Source organism: Pseudonocardia sp., from assembly GCF_025965585.1.
Taxonomy (GTDB): Bacteria; Actinomycetota; Actinomycetes; order Mycobacteriales; family Pseudonocardiaceae; genus Pseudonocardia.
Genome location: NZ_JAOPWR010000246.1, coordinates 1 through 20498, shown reverse-complemented (window position 1 = coordinate 20498; position 20498 = coordinate 1). Strand labels below are relative to the sequence as shown.

The 20498-nt window shown below is 70.4% G+C and carries 20 protein-coding genes and 1 pseudogene; 6 read left to right on the top strand and 15 right to left on the bottom strand.

Annotation, left to right across the window (positions count from 1 at the left end; all coding sequences use genetic code 11):
- Positions 1 to 95 precede the first annotated feature (95 nt).
- The 10 genes from JWR81_RS15865 to JWR81_RS15820 form a co-directional block, all read right to left on the bottom strand.
- Entirely contained in the window at positions 96 to 1358 is a 1263-nt protein-coding gene (locus JWR81_RS15865; RefSeq protein WP_297652413.1) for an ROK family protein, read from the bottom strand.
- 223 nt (positions 1359 to 1581) lie between these two features.
- Positions 1582 to 1839, bottom strand: coding sequence for a ferredoxin family protein (locus tag JWR81_RS15860; protein ID WP_297652410.1), 258 nt, complete (start codon positions 1837 to 1839; stop codon positions 1582 to 1584).
- A gap of 21 nt (positions 1840 to 1860) precedes the next feature.
- The gene (locus JWR81_RS15855) at positions 1861 to 3342 is read right to left on the bottom strand and encodes an alpha/beta hydrolase domain-containing protein (protein WP_367278798.1); all 1482 of its coding nucleotides are present in this window, start codon (positions 3340 to 3342) and stop codon (positions 1861 to 1863) included.
- Entirely contained in the window at positions 3339 to 4583 is a 1245-nt protein-coding gene (locus tag JWR81_RS15850; RefSeq protein ID WP_297652404.1) for a cytochrome P450, read from the bottom strand. Before JWR81_RS15850 ends, JWR81_RS15855 begins: the two co-directional genes overlap by 4 nt.
- A gap of 47 nt (positions 4584 to 4630) precedes the next feature.
- Entirely contained in the window at positions 4631 to 4840 is a 210-nt protein-coding gene (locus JWR81_RS15845; RefSeq protein ID WP_297652401.1) for a ferredoxin, read from the bottom strand.
- Positions 4841 to 4882: 42 nt separating this feature from the next.
- Positions 4883 to 5725, bottom strand: coding sequence for an ABC transporter ATP-binding protein (locus tag JWR81_RS15840; RefSeq protein WP_297652398.1), 843 nt, complete (start codon positions 5723 to 5725; stop codon positions 4883 to 4885).
- 37 nt (positions 5726 to 5762) lie between these two features.
- A complete protein-coding gene (locus JWR81_RS15835) occupies positions 5763 to 6566 on the bottom strand; it encodes an ABC transporter permease (protein WP_297652394.1) in 804 nt (267 codons plus the stop codon).
- Positions 6563 to 7375, bottom strand: coding sequence for an ABC transporter permease (locus tag JWR81_RS15830; RefSeq protein ID WP_297652469.1), 813 nt, complete (start codon positions 7373 to 7375; stop codon positions 6563 to 6565). Before JWR81_RS15830 ends, JWR81_RS15835 begins: the two co-directional genes overlap by 4 nt.
- A gap of 74 nt (positions 7376 to 7449) precedes the next feature.
- Complete coding sequence (locus JWR81_RS15825; protein ID WP_297652391.1) at positions 7450 to 8418, bottom strand: ABC transporter substrate-binding protein; 969 nt, start codon at positions 8416 to 8418, stop codon at positions 7450 to 7452.
- 246 nt (positions 8419 to 8664) lie between these two features.
- Positions 8665 to 10200, bottom strand: coding sequence for an FAD-dependent oxidoreductase (locus JWR81_RS15820; protein ID WP_297652388.1), 1536 nt, complete (start codon positions 10198 to 10200; stop codon positions 8665 to 8667).
- 449 nt (positions 10201 to 10649) lie between these two features.
- Here JWR81_RS15820 and JWR81_RS15815 point away from each other — a divergent pair, with 449 nt between their 5' ends.
- From JWR81_RS15815 to JWR81_RS15800, 4 genes are read left to right on the top strand one after another with little or no spacing between them, the layout of a single operon-like run.
- On the top strand, positions 10650 to 11690 hold the full coding sequence (locus tag JWR81_RS15815; protein ID WP_297652385.1) for a Gfo/Idh/MocA family oxidoreductase: 1041 nt from the start codon (positions 10650 to 10652) through the stop codon (positions 11688 to 11690).
- Positions 11687 to 12553, top strand: a complete 867-nt coding sequence (locus JWR81_RS15810) for a sugar phosphate isomerase/epimerase family protein (protein WP_297652382.1) — start codon at positions 11687 to 11689, stop codon at positions 12551 to 12553. The genes JWR81_RS15815 and JWR81_RS15810 overlap by 4 nt, the downstream gene beginning before the upstream one ends.
- Before the next feature lies 1 nt (position 12554).
- Positions 12555 to 13448 carry a sugar phosphate isomerase/epimerase gene (locus JWR81_RS15805; RefSeq protein ID WP_297652379.1) on the top strand — a complete coding sequence of 298 codons (894 nt, stop codon included), beginning with the start codon at positions 12555 to 12557 and terminating at the stop codon, positions 13446 to 13448.
- Positions 13445 to 14878, top strand: coding sequence for a UbiD family decarboxylase (locus JWR81_RS15800; RefSeq protein WP_297652376.1), 1434 nt, complete (start codon positions 13445 to 13447; stop codon positions 14876 to 14878). The genes JWR81_RS15805 and JWR81_RS15800 overlap by 4 nt, the downstream gene beginning before the upstream one ends.
- A gap of 18 nt (positions 14879 to 14896) precedes the next feature.
- Here the strand turns inward: JWR81_RS15800 and JWR81_RS15795 are convergent, their stop codons facing one another.
- The 5 genes and pseudogenes from JWR81_RS15795 to JWR81_RS15780 form a co-directional block, all read right to left on the bottom strand.
- Complete coding sequence (locus JWR81_RS15795) at positions 14897 to 16159, bottom strand: ROK family protein (RefSeq protein ID WP_297652373.1); 1263 nt, start codon at positions 16157 to 16159, stop codon at positions 14897 to 14899.
- Positions 16160 to 16383: 224 nt separating this feature from the next.
- The gene (locus JWR81_RS15790) at positions 16384 to 16566 is read right to left on the bottom strand and encodes a ferredoxin (protein ID WP_297652369.1); all 183 of its coding nucleotides are present in this window, start codon (positions 16564 to 16566) and stop codon (positions 16384 to 16386) included.
- Between the two features lie 360 nt (positions 16567 to 16926).
- Positions 16927 to 17397, bottom strand: a pseudogene (locus tag JWR81_RS34390) (transposase); the annotation flags it as partial.
- A gap of 36 nt (positions 17398 to 17433) precedes the next feature.
- Complete coding sequence (locus JWR81_RS15785) at positions 17434 to 17955, bottom strand: hypothetical protein (protein WP_297652366.1); 522 nt, start codon at positions 17953 to 17955, stop codon at positions 17434 to 17436.
- A gap of 184 nt (positions 17956 to 18139) precedes the next feature.
- On the bottom strand, positions 18140 to 18313 hold the full coding sequence (locus tag JWR81_RS15780; protein WP_297652364.1) for a hypothetical protein: 174 nt from the start codon (positions 18311 to 18313) through the stop codon (positions 18140 to 18142).
- Between the two features lie 424 nt (positions 18314 to 18737).
- On the opposite strand from JWR81_RS15780, the gene JWR81_RS15775 reads away from it, so the two are divergent.
- Both JWR81_RS15775 and JWR81_RS15770 read left to right on the top strand, forming a co-directional pair.
- The gene (locus JWR81_RS15775; RefSeq protein ID WP_297652361.1) at positions 18738 to 19268 is read left to right on the top strand and encodes a hypothetical protein; all 531 of its coding nucleotides are present in this window, start codon (positions 18738 to 18740) and stop codon (positions 19266 to 19268) included.
- A gap of 110 nt (positions 19269 to 19378) precedes the next feature.
- On the top strand, positions 19379 to 20498 hold a 1120-nt coding region (locus JWR81_RS15770; protein WP_297652359.1), incomplete at its 3' end, for a flippase-like domain-containing protein.

Sequence of the window (20498 nt, the reverse complement as noted above, 5' to 3'; positions counted from 1 at the left end):
CCGGTCGTGCTGCGGGCCCCTCCCCTCCCTTCCCCAGCCGGGTGCGCCTCACAGCGTGCGAGTTCGCCGAACCCAACCCAAGTCGGAGCATGGGTTCAGCTCGCCGTGAGCTCCGGCCGACCGGTCGGAGAACTGTCGTCGAACCACGACCGGAACCGCTCCCGGGAGAACAGTTCGTCGATCACCATCAGTCCGGCGCCTACGAGACCGGCACGATCCTCCAGCTCGGAGGCGACGACGCGCAGATCGCGTGTCGCCAGCGGAAGGGATCGCAGGTACACGTTCTGGCGGATCGCCGCCAGCAGTTGATCCCCTACAGCGGCGACACCGCCGCCGACCACCATGAGCGAGGGGTTGTAGAAGTTGACCAGCATCGCCAGCATCTCCCCGATCAGGTGGCCCGCCCGGTTCATCAGCTCTAACGCGACGCGGTCACCGAGCTCAGCCGCGCCTGTTATGTCCCGTGGTTCCAGCCGACCCGCGGCGAGCAGCCGCGCCGCGAGGTGCTCGCTGCGGCCCTGCTCCGCGGCAGCCGTCGCGTCCCGCACCAGCGCGTAGCCGCCGGCGACTGCCTCCAGGCAGCCGCTCTTCCCACAGCGGCAGATCGTCCCGACCGGATCGGTGACCGCTATGTGCCCGACGTCGCCGGCGCAGCCTTGCGCGCCCCGGTGCAGGCGTCCGCCGGAGATGAGTCCGACACCGATGCCCGAACCGATCTTGACGAACACCTGGTCGTCGACCCCTCGGCCGAGCCCGGCGCGGTGCTCCCCCAGCGCCATCGCGTTGACCTCGTTGTCCACCCAGACCGGGGCGGCATAGCGGGCGGCCAGCCAGTCCCGGACCGGAAATCCGTCCCAGCCCGGCATCATCGGCGGCGCGATCGGGCGGCCTGAGGTGAACTCCACCGGCCCGGGCACGCCAAGGCCGATGCCCCAGACCGGCTCCGCCGGGCGCATCGCGTCGAATAGGTCACCGATCTGTCGCAGCGAGGCCTCCGGCCCCTGCGCGATGTCCCACGCCTGTTCGTGGTGCTCGATGAGCGTCCCGGCCAGGTCCGTCCGGCCGACGCTCACCTTCGTCACCCCGAGCTCGGCGACGAGCACGGTGCCGGCCGAGGCCCGGAAGCACAGCTCCCGTGTTGCCCGCCCGCCGATGGAGGACCCGAGGGGGCCCTCGTGCACCAGGCTGCTGTCGATCAGCTGGCCGACCCGCTGTGTGACCAGCGTCCGGCCGAGGGCGAGCTGCCGGCCGAGCTCGGCCCGCGTGCGCACACCTCGTCGCCGGATCAAGTCGAGTACCGCGACCAGCGAGTCCCACTGCTCCCCGTCCGCGCCGGATCCCGGCAGCGCGGCGCCCATGTGAACCCCTCCCCCCTGCGTTGTCGATCCTGTCATCGCGGCATGCGGCCGTGGTCAGTAGGCCATGAACAGGACCTCGTCGCGGGTGTAGGTATCGGCCAGCGCCGGATGCTCGGCGGCCAGGTGTTCGTAGGCTCGCTCGACCAGCAGGTCCTCGTCCGGCGCTGTGATCATCTCGCCGCACGGGCACCGCAGCCGTGTCCTCACCACGTTCCCCGTCCTCTCACCGGTAGAAGGCCGCGTTGATCTCGATGAAACGGTGCAGGTCCGCGGACACGAACTCCTCGTGGCTGATCGCGTTCACCGGGCACGCGTCCTTGCAGGCCTCGCAGTCGATGCACTCGTCGGGATTGATGTAGAGCTGCTCCGAGCTCGCGTACCCCGGCTCGTCGGGTGTCGGATGGATGCAGTCCACCGGGCAGACGGGGACGCACTCCCCGCGCTTCTCGCCGATGCACGTCTGCCCGATCACGTATGCCATGCCACTCCCTCTCGACCCCGGCTACGGGATCGCCGTGTAGCGCGCCTGCGCGCGAATGTGCTCGGCCTCGGCCGGCTCGACCCAGCGGTCGGCCAGCATCACCTCGACCGCTTCATCCACGCGAGCGACGTAGTCGGCGTGGTCGCGGTAGAGCCGCTCCAGAACCCGGCTCCCGAGCGGCACCTCGTGGCCGAAGAACCGGCCGAGGTTGCGCGGGGAGGAGTCGGTGGCCCGGTCGTGGTAGATGCGGGTGGGCAGGTCCACGTACGGCGTCCGCACGCCGCCGAGCACATTGCCGTGATCGTCGGTCGCGAAGCGCGCCGACGCAGTCCCCGGCTCCAGGATCCGCAGCGGTTCCGCCTGCCGGGGCGGGACCGTCCCGTCGGCCACCCAGCGCTCCATGTTGGCCAGCACGGCGGGTTCGAGGTACTGCCGCGGCAGGCTGTTCCAGACGCGCTCGGCACAGGTGGCGAACGTCAGCGGCTCCGCCCCGGAGGCGAGCACGTCGGCGAGCGGTGGCTGGTGGTTGTAGATGTCGGACCAGCCGTGCGAGGTGCCGGCGTACTCGTAGAGCCGGTAGGGGTCCGCGGGGTCGTCGCTGTCGGGCCTGCGCGTCCGCCACCCGTCGAGGGTGAACGGTTCGCTCTGCGAGTCGGACCGGATGAAGGGCACGTGCCCGCGCGACAACGCGCTGCGCGGGTCCTCGGGGGCGGTCGCCGCGACGGCCTGGTTGATCGGCACGGTCTTCCCCGCCCCGATGAACGCGACCACGCCGTCGTAGACAGAGGCACCCGCAGCCTCCGCCGCGGGCCCGGCGAAGTTCGCCATCCAGGTGTTGAGGAAGAACGCGGTCTGGGAGACGCCGGTCGCGAACACATGCCGGACGTCGTAGCCGGCCAGCGGCGAGCCCTCGCCGCCGGCCCGCAGCAAGAGCCCGACCTGACTGATGACGTCCCAGGCCAGCCCGTTCTCGTAGAGCCTCGAGACGTTCTCGTCGTAACCGGGTTCGCCGGGCAGCGAGCCGACGGCCTGCTCGTGCGGAGGCAGTGGGTTGGCCATCGACAGCGACGCGTAGCGGACCGGGTCGAAACGCTGCAGCGCGGCGACGGCGATCGGCTTGATCGTCAGCGCGACGTGCACATCGCCGTCGCGCAGGAACTTGTCGGTCGCCGCACACCACTGCAGCTCCACGTCGTGCCCGCGCGAAGGGTTGCTCAGCTCGACCCAGACGTTCCCGCTGAACCGCGCGGGGTCGGCGGGCCTGCGGACGAGGATCCGCGTGCGGTACGGCGCGTCAGGCGTGCGCACGACGGGGGTGGCCGACGTCCCGTCCGGGCCCCAGTCGTAGACGTCCGCCGTGCCGCCGACGAGGTACTCCTCGACGACGAAGCCAGCGGCCTCCAGGTCACCCCTGGCCACCATGAACGGGCGTGATCCTGCCGTCATGGATAGCGGGCCCTCGACCGTGGGCAGAGCGGCGCGAGCCGTGGTGCCCGCGCTCATGCGTGGGCCGATTCGCGGCCGGGGACCCAGCCGGGCTCGGGCAGGCCACCGCCGGGCGGGAACACGATCGGAACGGTGGCCATCCCGCTGACCTGACCGGCGTACCAGCGGGCCGGGCGGTCCGGGTCGAGCCGCCACTCCGGGATGCGCTTGAAGAACTCCTCGGCCATGACCTGGGCTTCGACGCGCAGGATGTGCATGCCCAGGCACCGATGGATGCCGAGGCCGAGCGCGAAGTGGCGGTTGGGGGAGCGGTCCGGCACGAAGACGTCGGGATGCTCGAACTCGCGTGGGTCCCGGTTCTCGACCTGGTGGAGCATCACGACCTGCTGGCCCGGCTCCATCGTGACCCCACCGAGGGTGATGCGCTCCAGCACCAGGCGCCCGGAGATGCCCGGGGAATAGAAGCGCAGGAACTCGTCGATCGCGCTGGGCAGCAACTCCGGGTGACGCACCAGCCTGCGGCGCAGCTCGTGGTCCCACGACAGCCGCCAGAACATGCTGGCGAGCAAGTAGGAGGTGTTGTCGATGGCGCCGAGCAGCAGCCCGAAGAAGAAGCCCTTGACCTCGGCGTCGGTGAGCGGCTCGCCGTCGATGTCACCCTGGGCGATCATCGCCATGTAGTCGCCGTCGGGACGCGAGCGCCACTCCCCGATCTTGGCCTGGAAGTACTCGTCGAGTTCCCGGATATAGGCCGCGGAAGCGCCCGACTTGGCCACCGACAGCTGCGCCGCGGCGTGCACCCAGGTGCGGTACAGGCCCGTGTCGGACTCCGGAAGGCCGCCCATGATGGCCGTCAGCCGGGCGGGCAGCTCGTTGGTGAAGCCGTCGGCCAGGTCGAAGCGGCCGCGCTCGACGAAGGAGTCGATGAGCTCGTTGGTGACCACCCGCAGCCGATCCTTGAAGCTCTGAGCCTGGCCCGGCGAGAAGCGCGCCTGCACGAACTTGCGGTACTTGGCGTGCTGAGGGTCGTCGCTGCCGGCGAGCATCAGGGGCCGGTCGTTGGGGGTGTCGTAGGTCGGAAACGTCGTCCCCGCGTTGGAGAACGCGGTGGTGTTGCGCTGGATCTCCTTGGCTTCGGCCCACCCCGTGATCACCCAGAAGCCGCCGTAGACCTCACTCCAGCCGATCGGCGTATCGGTCTCCAACGCCTCGTCGCGCAGTGCCTCGTAGAACTCGTACGGCGTCCCGTCCGGGCCGATCGGCGGGTTGTAGTGATCGAAACGGGTGTACAGGCTCATGCTGGTTCCTCTCGGTGTGTCCCGAATGGCGGGGGCGGACGGCGCAGTCAGACCTCAGCCCATGTCAGCGCCCGCTCCGGGCAGCCGGCGATCGTCCCGTCCGCACGGCGGACCGCGGCGGTGTCGGCGGGGTCGATCGGGTCGGCGTAGAACTCCGCACGGCCCGCGTCGTCCTGCGGCCGGAGCAGGTCCGGGGCCGTCAGGTAGCACTTGCCATGGCCTTCGCAGAGGTCCATGTCGACGGCGACGATGCGCATGATTCTCCTGGCGTGTCGTGAGATTGCGGGACGCAGCATGGGTCAGTGCTGCAGGTTCATCTCCGAGGCGAGACCCGTGTCGCTCGCCGGCGCCACCGGGTCGACGGGCGGACGCAGCTCCGCCGCGCCGGGCCGCTTCATCGCGGTGTAGACGTGCGCCCGCAGCTCGGCGAACCGGGGTAGCTCCTTGGTCGCCACCTGGTCGCGGGGGCGGGGCAGGTCGACGTCGAGGATCTCGCCCACCCGCGTGGGGCGCTGGGTGAGCATGACGACGCGGTCGGCCATGTACACCGACTCGTCGATGTCGTGGGTCACGAAGACGACGGTGACCCCGTAGTCGTTGCGCAGCCGCAGTGTCAGGTCCTCGAGGTCCACGCGCGTCTGGGCGTCGACAGAGGCGAACGGCTCGTCCATGAGCAGGATCTCGGGTTGGTAGGCCATCGCCCTGGCGATGGCTACCCGCTGCTGCATACCTCCCGAGAGCTGCCACGGGTAGCGGTCGCCGAACGCCCCGAGGCCCACCGACTCGGCGGCCTCGTCGGCGAGCCTGCGAGCCGTCGCCCGGTCGACGTCCTTGTTCTTCAGGGGAAAGACGATGTTCTGTCGCGTGGTCATCCAGGGGAACAGCGAGCGGCTGTAGTCCTGGAAGACCAGCGCCATCTGCCGCGGCGGGCTGTCGATGCGGACGCCGTGCAGCCGGGCCTCGCCCGAGGTCGGCGAGAGTAGCCCCGACATGCACTTGAGCAGCGTGGTCTTGCCGCAGCCCGACGGGCCCACCACGCAGACGAACTCGCCCTTCTCGACGGTGAACGTGACGTCCGCGACGGCCGTGGTGGCCGTGTCGCCCGTCCCGTAGGTCTTGCTCAGGTGGTTGATCTCGAGCATCGTGCTGCTCCTCTCGACGACGTCCGGCAGACGGGGCTCATTGCGCGCCCGCTGTTGCTCGCGCTCCTCGATGCCAGCGCAACACCCGTCGCTCGACGAGGACGAAGGCGACGTTGACGATGTATCCGAGAAGGCCGAGCAGGATCATTCCTGCCCACATGTTCGGCAGTTCGTACGTGCGCTGGGCCTGGAGCACGAAGTAACCGATGCCTGATGTCGCCGCGACCATCTCGCTGATCACGATGAGGATGAACCCGAGGGACAGGCTCGTCCGCATCCCACCGACGATCTGCGGCAGTGCGGCCGGCAGCATGACGTGCCGCAGACGGTCGCCCCAACCGATGCCGTAGACCCGCGTGGCGGCGAGGTAGTCCGGCTCGATGCCGCGGACGCCGTCAATGGTCGTCAGCAGCACCGGGAAGAAGCAGCCGAAGGCGATGAGGCTGATCTTCATCCCGTCGCCGAGTCCGAAGACGAGCAGGGCGAATGGCAGGATCGCCGGCGCCGGCAGGGCCCGCATGAAATGCACGACCGGGCCGGAGATGCGGGTGAGCGGCTCCGAGAGCCCCAGCAGGAAGCCCGCCACGACCCCGAGGCCGACACCGAGCACGTACCCGCAAGCCAGCCGGCCGAGGCTGGGCAGCACGTCGCTGACGAACCGGTCCAGCAGCAGCGTCGTCCAGAACGCCTCGACGATGTCGGTCAGCGGCGGGAAGTAGAGGCTTCCCGCCCGGGCCGACCAGATCCCCCAGACGAGGAGGATCAGGACCGGGACGGCGATCTCGAGTGCCGTGCCCGTGACGCGGTGGGGCCTGCTGGTCCTGCTTCCCGTGCGGCTCACAATGCTGCTCCCGTCGGACGGTGCGAGACGTGCCAGCGCAGGACCCGGCGTTCGGTGAGCTCGAGTGCGACGTTGACACCCCAGCCCAGCAGGCCGGTCGCGAGGATGAGCGCGTACATCAGGGTGTAGGAGCCTCCCTGCTGGGCGGAGTTGATCGCCCCGCCGACACCGGGCGCCCCCACCACGATCTCCGCCGTGATAGCCAGGACGAGCGCGATTGACGCGGAGATCCGCAGTCCGGTGGCGGCGTAGGGCAGCGCGCTGGGCAGCGTCACCCGCACCAGCCGGGCCACCGGGCCGAAGCCGAAGGACCGCGCCGTGTCGCTGGCGACGGGGTCGACGTCCTGCACCCCGTAGAGCACCTGGATGAGGATCGGCCAGATCGAGGCGAACACGATCAGGAACAGCTTGAACTCCATCCCGGTGCCGAACAGCAGGACGGCCAGCGGGATGAGCGCGACCGAGGGGATCGGCCGCAGGAACTCGATCGGGACCCGCACAGCCCGGTAGGCCAGCGGGAACGACCCCACCAGGATGCCCACCGGAACCGCGATGAGGATCGCCAGGCCGAGCCCGATCGCCCAGCCGCTCATGGTGCCGGCGACCGCCGTCCAGAACGACGCCGTGAGCATCTCGCCGACCAGCGCGGCGATATCCTCGGTCACCGGGGGGAAGGTGGCCCGGTCCACGATCCCCAGCAGGGACATGGCCTGCAGCAGCACCAGCACGCCCAGCACACCCAGCGCGCCGGACGCCGCCCTTCCCGCGGGGCCCCGTCGCCGGACGCGGTCCGCCCGTTCGAGCAGCATCTCGCTCACCGACTCCTCCTCGTCGACATCGGGTCAGTTCCGTCCCGGACCGCACCGGGTACGGTCCGGCGCGGTCACCGGCCTGCCCAGACCAGGCTGTCGATGTCCACCGACTTGGTCAGGAACCCGTTCTTCACCATGAAGTCGTTGACCCGCTTGAGCTGGTCAATGGGGATCTCGCCGTAGGTGGCGCTTACCAGCTTCGGGCCGAGGACCTCCGGCGGGACCTTCGCGAAGGACGGGACGATGTCGACCATCTCCTGGACGTGCGCGAGCCCGTAGCTGTTGGACTGCTTGACCGCGTCGACGAACCGGCTAATCAGGTCGGGGTTCTTCTGGACCGTCTCGTCGAGGGTGAAGAAGTAGGCGCTTCCCAGCGCCGTCATGTTCGCGGCCTCGACCGACGAGCCGAGGGACCGCGTCTTACCGTGCTTCTCGGCCAGGCCCGCGAAGGGCTGGATGAGCCAGGCGGCGTCCACGGTTCCGCGGTCGAGCGCGGACTCCATGTCGCCGAAGGGCACCTCGAGCAGCTGCACGCTCTTCGGGTCGACCCCGTTGTTCAACAGCGCTCCGACCACTGCGAACTGGCCGAGCCCACCGAGGTTGTGCACGGCGATCCGCTTGCCCTTGAGATCGGCGTAGCTCTTGACCGGGCTGTCGTTCGGAACGACCACCGGTGAGTCGGGAGAGGCGCCGGCGTTCGCCACGATCCTGATCGGGAGGCCCTTGCTGGCCGCGAGCAGGATGGACGGGATCGCCAGGTAGCCGACGGTGGACGACCCGCTGACCACCGCGGGCACGACCGCGGACGGTGCGGCCTGAGTAAGCGTCAAGTCGATCCCGGCTTTGGTGAAGACGCCGTTCTTGACTCCCGCGTACACCGGCGCCAGCGTCGAGGCGGCGAGGACGGTGGCGCTCACCGGCGTCACCTGGCCCGGGGCCGTGGCCGACTCCGTGGAGGAGGTGCCGCCGCAGGCGGTCAGCGCCCCGGCCGTCACCACGGCTACCAGCGCCACGAACGGGCGCCTACCGATCCGTCGCATTACGACTCCTTTTGTCCAACGAAAACGAGGGAAGAAAAGCTCACCGGAGGGGGATCCGGTGCAGATTCGACGAGCGCGGGAAAACGGCGGACACCATCGACGACCGAGCCGCGCGATCACGGGCGGAAAATGACCATGAATGGCGCGGGGTCGGACGGGCGCGGTCGTGACCTGCTGGAATGAACGGCCGGGTGCGGCCGGGCCCTTTGTGGGGGCGGCCGTTCTCCGGTGCAGTGAAAGTGCGGTTCAGGTCTTCGGCGTCGTCGTGCGCGCCGGTGCCATCGAAGCAGGCTTGCTGCTCCCATTCTTATGCATGTGATGCGCAGATGTCAATTGGTCGAGAGCAGAAGAAGAGGCAGAATTGACAGATGTCGTGCCCGCCCCCGGTCCGGCGAGGGAGAGGAGCTGCTCGTGACGCACGACCTTCACCCGCGGTCGGGACAAGGGACGACCCAGCGCCTGCTCGTGCGCGTCGATCGCAGCCCATCCCGCGTACGGGACGACCTCGACCCCCCGCCGGGCCAGCTCCCCCAGCAGGTTCTCGGCCGGGGCCGGCGACCGCCTGGCGAGCCTGCCTGCGGCGAGATCCTCCACCAGCAGCGACACCGTCTCCTGCGCGCACTTCTTGTTGGTGCCGATCACCCCGGAGGGACCCCGCTTGATCCAGCCGGCGGTGTAGACCCCTCGCAACGGGTCGCCCGACACCGGGTCGAGGACCCGGCCGCGGTCGTTGCCGATCCGCGTGGTGCCACCATCGAAGGGCAGGCCCGGTACCGGACGGCCCACATAGCCGATCGCCCGCAGGACCAGGCCGGCGTCGATCGACTCGACCCGGCCGGTCGGCACCGCGACCGACGGGCCGCCGGCCGTCCCGACGAGCTCGTTGTGCCCGACGCGCACCCCCTGGACCCGGCCGTTCCCGGTCAGCTCGAGGGGTGAGGCCCGGAACCGCAGGACGATCCGTCTGCGGTGCCCGGCGGGCTCGTGCGCTGCGAACCCGGCCAGCACGTCGAGGTTGTCTGCGACTCTGAGGGCGAGCCCCGTGCCGGTACCGCTGACCGCACCGTCGGCGAGGTCGGCGGGATCGACGACGACGTCGCAGTCGGCGAGGCGGTCGAGTTCCCGCAGCTCGGGGGTGGTGAAGGCAGCATCGGCGGGACCACGGCGGCCCAGGACGACGATCTCCTCCACCTGACTCGCCGCGAGCGCATCGAGGGCATGGTCTGCGATGTCGGTACGGGCCAGCTCGTCGGGCGTCAGCGCGAGCATCCGCGCCACATCCAGCGCGACGTTGCCGTTCCCCACCACCACCGCGCGTCGCACGGACAGGTCGAAGCGGGTGTCGGCGGCGTCCGGATGGCCGTTGTACCAGCTGACGAAGCCGGTGGCGGCGTGACTGCCCGCGAGCTCCTCTCCCGGGATACCGAGGCGGCGGTCGCCCGGTGCGCCGGTGGCGTAGAGGACCGCGTGGTAGTGGCCGAGCAGCTCGTCGTGAGACACGTCCACACCGACCCGCACGTTCCCGAGGAAGTGGAAGCCCGGCAGCTGCGCCGTTCGCTCGAACACCCGTGTGACGGACTTGATCTTCGGGTGGTCCGGGGCGACCCCGGCCCGGACCAGGCCCCACGGCGTCGCCAGGCGGTCGAAGACGTGCACCTCGACGGCCGGCTCGCGGATAGCCAGCAGCTGCGCGGCGGCATACGCACCCGCCGGGCCGGAACCGACGACCGCAACTCGGACACCACCGGCGCTGGCGGTGGGGGGTGACGACTGCGGGCTCACGACCCGCTCCAGGGGACGGCAGGCACAGGCGCTCCTCGTCGAACGGCAGGGCGATCTCGACCCACGTGCGGTGTGACGACGGTCGCTTCGATCGCAGGGCCGCAGTCTTATGTCTGCTGCAGACATATGTCAAGCAGTTCTGGGGACCTCCATCGGTCGCCGTACACCTACCGGTACGCCGGCGGAACCAGATGGGCCCAATCATTGGCGGGGTCGCCGCGGAACAGAACGAGACTTCTGGCCGACATCGATTGACTTTTGTGCGTATCAATCAATACGGTACGAATGGTCGCCTGCCCCGTCGGCGGGGACGGGGCCACACCGGACAGCCTCGGTGGCTGTCCGCCCGCGCCGGCCACCCCCGTCGCGCGATCCGCCGACCGTTCATCCCCGCCGTTCGCAGCCATCCGCGACCGGGCCCCTATCGACCCCTCTGGAGCAGCGCCCCGATGAGTGACGAACTTCGTGCCGGGATCATCGGCGCCGGCTTTATCGGGGCGGTGCACGCCCACGCAGTGCGCGTCGCCGGCTGCACCGTGAGCCGGGTGGTTTCGGCGAGCCCGCAAAGCACGGTCGAAGCGGCGGCTCGACTGGGTGCCGGGGCCTGCGCCGACAACGCCGAGGCTCTGATCGAGGCCGACGACGTCGACGTCGTGCACATCTGCACCCCGAACTCCCTGCACGTGCCCCTCGCCCGGCGGGCGATCGAGGCCGGGAAGCCGGTCATCTGCGAGAAGCCGCTGGCCGTCGGGTTGCCGCAGGCCCGGCTGCTCGCCGACCTGGCGGCGACGTCGGGAGTGGTCACCACGGTTCCCTTCGTCTACCGCTTCTACCCCGCGGTCCGAGAGATCCGGTCACGCCTGGCCGCGGGTGGGGGCGCCGTGCTGCACATGCTGCGCGGTTCCTACCTGCAGGACTGGCAGGCGGCGGGAGCGCCGGCGGGCTGGCGGGGCGAGGCTGCGGAGGGAGGTGCGTTCCGGGCGTTCGCCGACATCGGGGTGCACTGGTGCGACCTCGTGGAGTTCGTGAGCGGTCAGCGCATCACCGACCTGAACGCCCGGACGACCGGCTCGGGTACCCAGACCACGGTGCAGTTCACGACCGACCGCGGAGCCTCCGGGTCGGTCGTGGTCAGCCAGGTCGCCGCGGGCCACAAGAACGAGCTGACCTTCGCCCTCGACGGCTTCGACACCTCCTACCGCTTCGACCAGGAGAATCCGGAGACCGTCCACATCGGAGGTTCCACCGAGACGCGCGTGCTGCACCGCGGCTCGCCGGGCCTCTCCCCCCGCCAGTCGGTCCTGCCGCCAGGGCATCCGCAGGGTTACCAGGACTGCTTCAACGCGTTCGTCGCCGACGCCTACGAAGCAATCCGCGGCCAACGACCCGAGGGGCTCCCGACGTTCGACGACGGGGTCCGCGCCGCAGCGCTCACCGACGCCGTCATCACCTCGTCCACAACATCGACCTGGGTGGAGGTCCCCGCATGAGCACCGAAACCACGTTCCGGTACGCCTACAACTCCCTCGCCTACGCCGGGGAGGACATCGGCGACTCGATCGCGCGCGTCGCCCGCCTCGGCTACGACGCGATCGAGATCGTCGGCGAGCCCGAGCGGATCGACCCGAAGCGGGTGGCGCGCCTCACCGCCGACGCCGGCATCGCTGTCAGCAGCATCTGCTCGATCTACACGGCGGACCGCGACCTGGTGCACCCCGATCCCGGCCGCCGGGCTGCCGCAGTCGAGTACGTGAGGGACCTCGCGGACTTCGCCGCGGCGATGGGCTGCCCGACCGTCGTCGTCCACCCGACCGCCTGCATGAAGACGGCGCCGCTGGCCGATCCGGACGTCGAGTGGGAGTGGGCGGTCGAGTCGATCCGCACCGCGGGCGACTACGCCGCCCAGCAGGGTGTGAGCTTCTCCCTGGAGTGCTGGAACCGCTACGAGACCTACTTCCTCAACCGGTTGGAGCAGGCCCGCCGGCTGTGGACCGCCACCGGACTCACCAACGGCGGTGTGCAGGGCGACACGTTCCACATGAACATCGAGGAGGCCTCGATCGTCGAGGCGTTCCGGGCGAGCGCCGGGGTGCTGCAGCACGTGCACCTCGCCGACTCCGACCGGACGGCCCCCGGCGGGGCGCTCATCGACTTCGAGCCGATCGTCGACGTGCTGATCGAGATCGGCTACGCCGGGTACGTCAGCTTCGAGCTGCTTCCCGCGGCGGCCGACCCGTTCGCGTCCGGTCGCCAGGAGGAGTTCTTCGACCGCTACACCGAGCGTGCGATCCGCACGCTGCGCGCGGTCGAGGAGAAGGTGCGGACCCGGCGGGCACTGGGCGGGAGGAGCTGACGTGAGCTCACGCCCTATTGGGCTCAGCACGTTCGTGCTCGCCTCCCCGTTCTCCGACGAGGACCTGCATCTGTTCGCCAAGGTCCGTGCATGGGGCTACGACCTGGTCGAGGTCTGCATTGAGGACCCCGCCGTCCTCACGGCGGCACGGGTCGCGCGGGCCGCCCGGGACGAGGGCCTGTCGGTGCTGGTCTGCGGGGCATTCGGTCCCGGCCGCGACGTCTCCCACCAGGAGCCGGCCCGCCGTCAGGACGGGCGCGACTACCTGGAGCACTGCGTCGCCTTCGCCGCCGAGGTCGGCAGCCCGCTGGTCAGCGGCCCGATGTACGCACCGACGGGTCAGGCACGGCTGCTCGAGCCCGACGAGCGCAGCGCCCAGTGGGACCGCGCCGTCGAGAGCCTCCGCGCGGTCGCGTCGGTTGCCGCCCAGGCGGGCGTCGGCCTAGCGGTCGAGCCGCTCAACCGGTTCGAGACCGACTTGGTCAACACAGTCGAACAGGGCATGCGGCTGTGTGCCGACATCGATGCCGACCACGTCGGGCTGCTGCTCGACACGTTCCACATGAACATCGAGGAGAAGAGCCTCCCCGGCGCCGTGCTCGCGGCCGGGAGCCGGGTCCGCGCGGTGCAGGCCTCGGAGAACGACCGCGGCACCCCCGGCACCGGGCACAGCGACTGGGCCGGGACGGTCGCCGCGCTCGACGAGGTGGGCTACACCGGTGCGGTCGTCGTCGAGTCGTTCCTCCCGACGGTCCGCGAGATCGCCCGCGCGGTGTCGCTTTGGCGCCCGGTCGCCCCGTCGATGGACGTGCTCGCGTCCGAGTCGGTGCGGTTCCTCCGCCCCCTGCTCGACACGCCCGGGGGCCAGGCCGCAGCCCAAGGAGCACCCCGATGACCGTGCAGTCCGGTTCCGGTTCCGGTCCCGCGAGCGGGGCGACCGCTCCCCTCCCGATCGGCGCGACCCTGCGGGGCTGGCTCGACCATCTCCAGGCGACCGGACGGCTCACCCTCGGCGCCCCCGGCATGGACCTGGTCCACGGCGTCGCCGGCCTGGCCAACCGTCTCGACGGCATCAGCGCCTCGGTCTTCCCCCGTCCGGGCGGCCACCCGGTTCCGGTGATCTCCGGCCTGCTCTCGCAACGGGCGTGGATGTGCGAGGCGATGGGCGTTCCACAGCAGGAGCTGCTGCGACACTTCGAGCAGGCGTGCCTCGAACCGGTGCCGAGCGAGGAGGTCGCCGACCCGCGCTGCCAGGAGGTGGTGAACCGCGACGTCGACCTCACCCGGCTGCTCCCGATCCCGACGCACAACGAGCACGACCGCGGCGCGTACATCACCGCCGGGCTGCTGATCACCCGCCACCCGGAGTCCGGCGTCCAGAACGTGGCCATCCACCGACTGCAGGTCAGCGGTCCGGACCGGCTCGGCGCGCTGCTGCTCCCCCGGCACACGCTGGCGTTCTTCCAGGAGCAGGAGGCGGCCGGCCGCGACCTCGACGTGGCCGTGGTGATCGGGGTGGACCCGCTGACGCTGCTGGCGTCGCAGGCGATCGTGCCCATCGGTCACGACGAGCTGGAGATCTCCGGCGCCCTGCGCGGGTCCGCACTACCAGTGACCCGGTGCCTGACCAACGAGATCCGCGTGCCCGCGGGCGCCGAGATCGTGTTGGAGGGCAGGCTGCTCGCCGACGTGCGCGAGCCGGAGGGGCCCTTCGGGGAGTTCCCCCAGTACTATGGCGAGCGCGCGCTGCGGCACGTGATCGAGGTGACGGCGGTGACGCACCGCCGTACGCCCCTGTTCCACACCATCGTCGGCGGAAGCCGGGAACACCTGCTGCTGGGCGGCATTCCCCGCGAGGCGTCGTTCCTGTCGCACCTGCGCCGCAGCTTCCCCTCGGTGCGCGACGTGCACCTCTCCCGCGGCGGCACCTGCCGATACCACCTGGCTGTGCAGATCGACAAGCGCTCGGAGGGCGAGGCCAAAAACGTCATCCTCGGCGCGCTCGCCGTCCACTACGACGTCAAGCACGTCACCGTCGTGGACACCGATGTGGACGTGCACGACCCCACGGAGGTCGAGTGGGCGGTAGCGACTCGGTTCCAGGCCGACCGCGACCTCGTCGTCGTCGCAGGCACCCAGGGCTCGAAGCTCGATCCCTCCACTGACGGCGGGGTGGGCGCGAAGATGGGTCTCGACGCCACCGTCCCGCTCAGCGCTCCCGAGATGACCTTCACTCGGATCCGCGTTCCGGGCCAGCGGGAGATGGACGTCGACGGCCTGAGCTGGGCCGCCCCGCCGGACTGGCTGGAGCGAGTCGCGCGATGAGAGTTGATGTCCGGCGCCTCAGCTGATGAGCTCGGGACGCCCGACCGGGGTCCCAGCAGTGATCCAGGTACCGATGCGGCTGGCGGAGAACAGCTCGTCGACGACCATGAAGCCCGCCCCCATCAAGCCGGCGCGGTCGTCCAGCGGGGACCGGGCGATCCTGAGGTCACGGGTAGCCAGCGGGAGCGAGCGACGGTACACCGCTTGGCGCACCGCGGCGAGCAGCATGTCACCAGAGGCCGCCACTCCGCCGCCGATGATCACCAACGACGGGTTGTAGAAGTTGACCAGTGTCGCGAGCATCGTGCCGACGAGTCGTCCCGACCGGCTGAGCAGGTCGACCGACACGGGATCGCCGTGCTGCGCGGCTCGGGACACGTCCTTGGCTTCGAGCTTGCCCTGTTCGGCGAGTCGGTCGGCCAGCATCGGGCTCCGTCCGGCGGTGGCGGCTGCGGTCGCGTCCCGCGCCAGTGCAGCGCCACCTGCAAGCGCCTCCAGACACCCGACATTGCCGCAGCGGCACACGATGGCGTCGTCATCGACGACCGCGACATGACCCACGTCACCGGCGCATCCCTGTGCTCCTCGGTGCGGCCGGCCCCCCGAGATCAGGCCGGCCCCGATGCCCGTTCCGAGCTTGAGGTAGACGAGGTCCGGGACTCCTCGCCCGAGGCCGGCACGGTACTCGCCGAGTGCCATGGCATTGACCTCGTTGTCGACGCACACCGGGACGCCGTACTGCGCGCTGAGCCGGTCACGCACCGGATAACCGTCCCAACCCGGCATGATGGGCGGAGCGATGGGGCGCCCGGTCGCCATCTCGACCGGCCCGGGAACGCCGATGCCGATTCCCCAAATATCCGGGTTGCCCGGCATCGCCCGCAGCTCGTCGAACGCCGCCTCGACCTGACGCAGGGACGAATCCGGCCCGGCCGCGATGTCCCACGGCTGCTCACGATGCTGGAGGAGCTTACCGGCGAGATCGGTGATCCCGACGGAGATGTGGGTGGCACCAAGCTCGGCCACGAGAACTGCTCCGGCCTCTGCACGGAATCGCAGCTGCCGAGGTGCTCGGCCACCCGTCGACGGGCCGAGGCTCCCTTCTTCGACCAGACCGGACTCGATCAGCTGGCCGACCCGCTGCGTGATGACCGTGCGACCGAGCCCGGACAGCCGGCCGAGCTCGGGTCGCGTCCGCGCCTCGCCCCAGCGGACGAGGTCGAGGACCGTCACCAGTCCGTCCAGCTGATCGGGGGGAAGATCCGCCGCTGCCGCGGTCATCGGCCCCCCTCGTCCGCCTAAGCTGAAACCGAGCCTACCGGGTCGGCTTCCGCATGCGACAAATACGAGGACTCTCGTCGGGCCCGGGCCTGACGATATTCGCACCACGCGGAGGACTTGTTCCAGGCCTCGGACCAGGCGTCCGTTGGTCGGTGACGCAGCTCGACGCTCTGTGCCTCGGGTGCGACAGCCGCAGCGGCGCGCCACGACGACGCGGCCGCTGATCACCCGATCAGCCGCAGCGCCGCGACGGGGCAGCTGGGCACGGCATCGGCAGCCTCGTCGCTCCGCTCCGGCGTCACCTCGGACTGCAGGACGAGCACCGTTCCGTCCTCGCTGAGATCGAGGAGCGCTGAGACGCATGAGCTGTGTCCTTCGCACCACTCGAGGTCGGCCTGGATCCTCATCGACTGCTGCTCCCGTCCATGTGAGCAGCCGAATCCTGTCCGAGCGCGATCCGCCCGTCCTCGACCATCACCGGTAGCTGCGCAGCTTCAGCCGGGCATCAGCCGGACATCGGCCCGAAGCGACCTCGAACTCGTAGCCGTGCCACGGGCAGCGCAGCGAGCCATGACCGGTTGTGTGCGCGGTGGAAGCGCTGGGACCCCGGCGTCGAGCTCCGGGTGCTCCCCAGCCCACACCGCAGCCTTGTCGCGCCGATCGTCGGACGTCCACAACATCAACAACAGGCGCCACGTCACCGTGCTGCTCGCCGAAGTCGAACCCCGCAACGCCGCTACCAGCTACTGACAACCAACGCGGCCTCCTCATCGCCGCGGCGGTAGGTAGGCGCATCCGTGATGCCCCCCGGGTAGCGCGGGATCGTCCACAGCGACAAGCACTGTTGTGTGATCTGTCTGCGCATTGGTGTGCTTCCTTCCGAACCGAGGCGGGACCCTGCCCAGGGTCGACGGTCGATCTCGTGGTGGTGCCCGCCGCGGGCGGCGGTCGCACAGAGCGCGCGGCGCTCCTCCTTCGCGATCCACGCCGAAAGGATCTGCCCGGTCGGGACGGGCGGTCACCGCCCTGTTCGCCGACATGACCAGGTGGAAATGGTCCACCGCGATCGCGGCCTCGGGCAGCGTGGCCCGGACGACGGCAGCGGCGTAGCCGGCGTGCGGCCCGATGACCACCACCGCGACCCCGGCCCGGAACTCCTCGGTGCGGGCAGCCACCCAGGCCTGCACCGCGGCACCGGTGCGGCCGTCGACATGCCCCAACAGAGACTGGCCATCGGTGCTGTCGACAAACCCGGTCTCCCACGGATCCGTGCGCTACCACCGGATCCGACCGTCGGCATGGACGCCATCAGGCAGCCACCGTGGGCGCCCGAACCGGGTCTCGTCCATCCCGAGGACCCGAACCGGCTCTGGCTCGAGCAGCTCGAGCGCGCCGCGGGCGACCAACGCGCGCTGCACCGTCGGCCACGACACCTGATGCGCCGCAACGACCTCGCACTGAGCGCGGCCGTCCTCGACCGCCACCGCGAGCGCCACCCGCAGCCTCGTGGTGGTGCGCATCCCCGCCGGCACCTGCGCGACCTGCTCGGTGAACGTCTGCCACCGACAGTCCCCTGTTCGGCGGCGCCAGCGCCGCTTGCGCCACTGCACCGCCAGCTGGGCGCCGCCGCACGGCAGATCGTGCGGGCGGGTCAGCATCCAGTCCTTGCGGGCCGCGACCGGATCGTCGGTGACCAGCTGCACGACCCTCGCCCCGAGCGCGGTGAGCACGACACGCTCCACCGCCCAGCCCTCCAGGCCCAACAAGCACGACGCATCATCGCTGCGGTCAACCACGGTCCGCGGCTCTCCTCGCTGCTCCAAGACACAGCGAGGATCAAGGAGTCGCGGATCAAGGAGTCGCGGGCCGCTCTCGTTCAGGCGCGCTGCACGGGTCCAACCTCAGGTTTGCCCGGTCAAGATCGAAGAGCCGCCATACCTGCAGCGCCGGCCGACCACACGCCGCGGACTGGGTCGGGGGTCAGGCCAGGAGCTCGCGCACCCCGGAGGGGGCGACCTGGCCCGACGAGCTCGATTGTTGGTCATGAGCTTGTCGTGAGAGACCGCCCATGCCGTACCTCAGGTCGAAGTGGTTGACGCCGAGCACCTTCATGATCGCCGCGATCTTCTGGGCGACGGTCTCGGGCCAGCCCACGTAGAGCGCACCGCCCGGCCCGACTTCGTGCTCGAACGACTCTCGTCGGAACGCTGAACCCGCGGGTTCAGGCGATGTGGCGGATCCGCCAGACGGTCGTCATCGCCTGCTCTCTCGTGGCGGGAAACGCTCGGTGGAGTGGTCCGCAGGGAGCCGTGGGTGTAACCGGCTCCGCTATCTCTCTACAGGCGGGCGCGCCTACCGCAACCAGCTTCAGGCGCCGCTCGGTCACGTGCCGATTCCGGTTGAGTCCAGCCGCGAGGCGCGGGGTCGGCCGTCGAGGAGTCCGGCGGCGCCGCCGGCGAGAAGGAGCGTCATGGCTTCGGCCCACACGACACCGCACGACACCCCGGCACGTGTGCTGCCCCCGACCGGACATCGACGCGCGGTACTCGACGGTCGGGTTCGTGGGCCGATATCTGGGGTGCTGCCCGTTCGTGGCGGCACCACCGGGGTCACCGGAGAGATCCGCGTCGAAACCGACACCGGCACGACGTCGGTGGCCGTCCTGATCACGGGCAACCTCACGATCAAGAACACCGGCAGCACCGTCATCCTGATCAACACCGAGCAGCTGCGCATCGACATCGCGGCTGTTCTCGCCCAGTCCCCCGACGCCATCGACATCGTTTCTCGACCCCGCCACGTCACGGCCTCCGCGATCGTCTCGGCCGGTCTGGCCGTGCAGGGAGTGGTGGCGATCACGGGATCGGCCCCACCCGCGACCGTCCTGCTGATCGTCGCGGCGACCGCATGGCCGGTGCGGCGGGCCCTCGTCGATCCCGTCAAGTGCGGGCCCGAGCCGAACCGGGCCGGACTCGAGCAGTGCGGCCCCGCCGGGGTCCGCCGGTGGCTGCACAACGGTGCCCGCGCGGCCGGCGACCCCGGCCGGTTCCTGACCGCATACCGTCCCGCCGGCGACCCGCGTCGCACCTGTGCCGACGCGCCGGCATGAAGGACGCCGAGAAGTTGGCCGTCCCGGACGTCTTGGTCCTCGACACGCCGGCATGGCGAGGCCGCGCGATCGGCTGGTTGACCCAGCGATGGCGGCCGCACGGACGGCGCGTGGCGATCGTCGCGGCCGGACTGACCGGGATCGGGCTGACCGTTCCGGTGCTGGCCGGCAGTCGCGACGAGCTGCTCGCCGCGGTCACCGCCCTCGCCAGGGTCTGTCCCGGTTGGGTGGTGGCCGCAGTTCTCGCCGAAGCGGTCTGCTATCTGACCCGTGGTAGCGCGATGGGGATCGTGTTGCGCTCCGGGACCCCTACCGCAGCCCCGGCCCGCGAGAACTCGCGCAAGGCACGGAAGGCGCACGTGAGCGCGCCGGTGCTGGGCGCGATGACGATGGCCGGGGACGCTGTCGCCTACTGCCTGCCTTTCGGATTCGCGGCCGGCGGTGTGGTCGCCGTCGAGCAGCTCCACCGCCGTCGTGTTCCCACGATCGTCGCGGGCTGGGCGTTCGCCGTCGCCACGCTGCTCTACGTGGCGGTACTAGCCGTGCTGGGCATCGTGGCCGTTGCGTTGGCCGGCGCGACAGGGGCCGCCAACCCCTTTCCCGGGCTTCAGGAAGCCGCTCTGATCGTGCTCGGGCTGCTGCTGGCGACCATCGCCGTCATCCAGGCATTGCGCCATGCGCGACCGGGTGGGCAGATCGCGCGGCTGCTGGGTCCGGTGCGCCGACTTCGAGCCGACCTGAGAACCGCCGTCCACCTGGGTGCCCTGTCCCAGGATGACAGTCGCGGGGATGCCGTGGGCTGGATCCGGGTCCGTCGTGACGTCGCGGCCGTATCGGCCAGAGCTCAGGTCTGGTGGGCGCAGCTACATCTCCTGCGGCTCTCCCCGGGCGCGGTCGCGACCGCCGCAGGAGCAATGCTGATCAGCTGGCTGGCCGACATCGCGGTGCTGGCCGTGGCGTTTGTCGCGTTGGGCCTGCATCCTCCGTGGCTGGGGCTGCTGCTCGCCTACTGCGCCGGGCAGATCGCTGCCAGCCTGCCGATCACCCCCGGCGGCGTCGGCGTCGTGGAGGGCAGCCTGGCCGTGGCTCTGGTCGCGTTCGGCGGCTGCACGACCGGCACCCTGGCCGCGGTCCTGCTCTACCGCCTGATCAGCCACTGGTCCGTCATCCCGGCCGGTGCTCTCGCGTGGCTCGTGGTGCGCAGACCCCCACACCCCCGGGAATCACCCG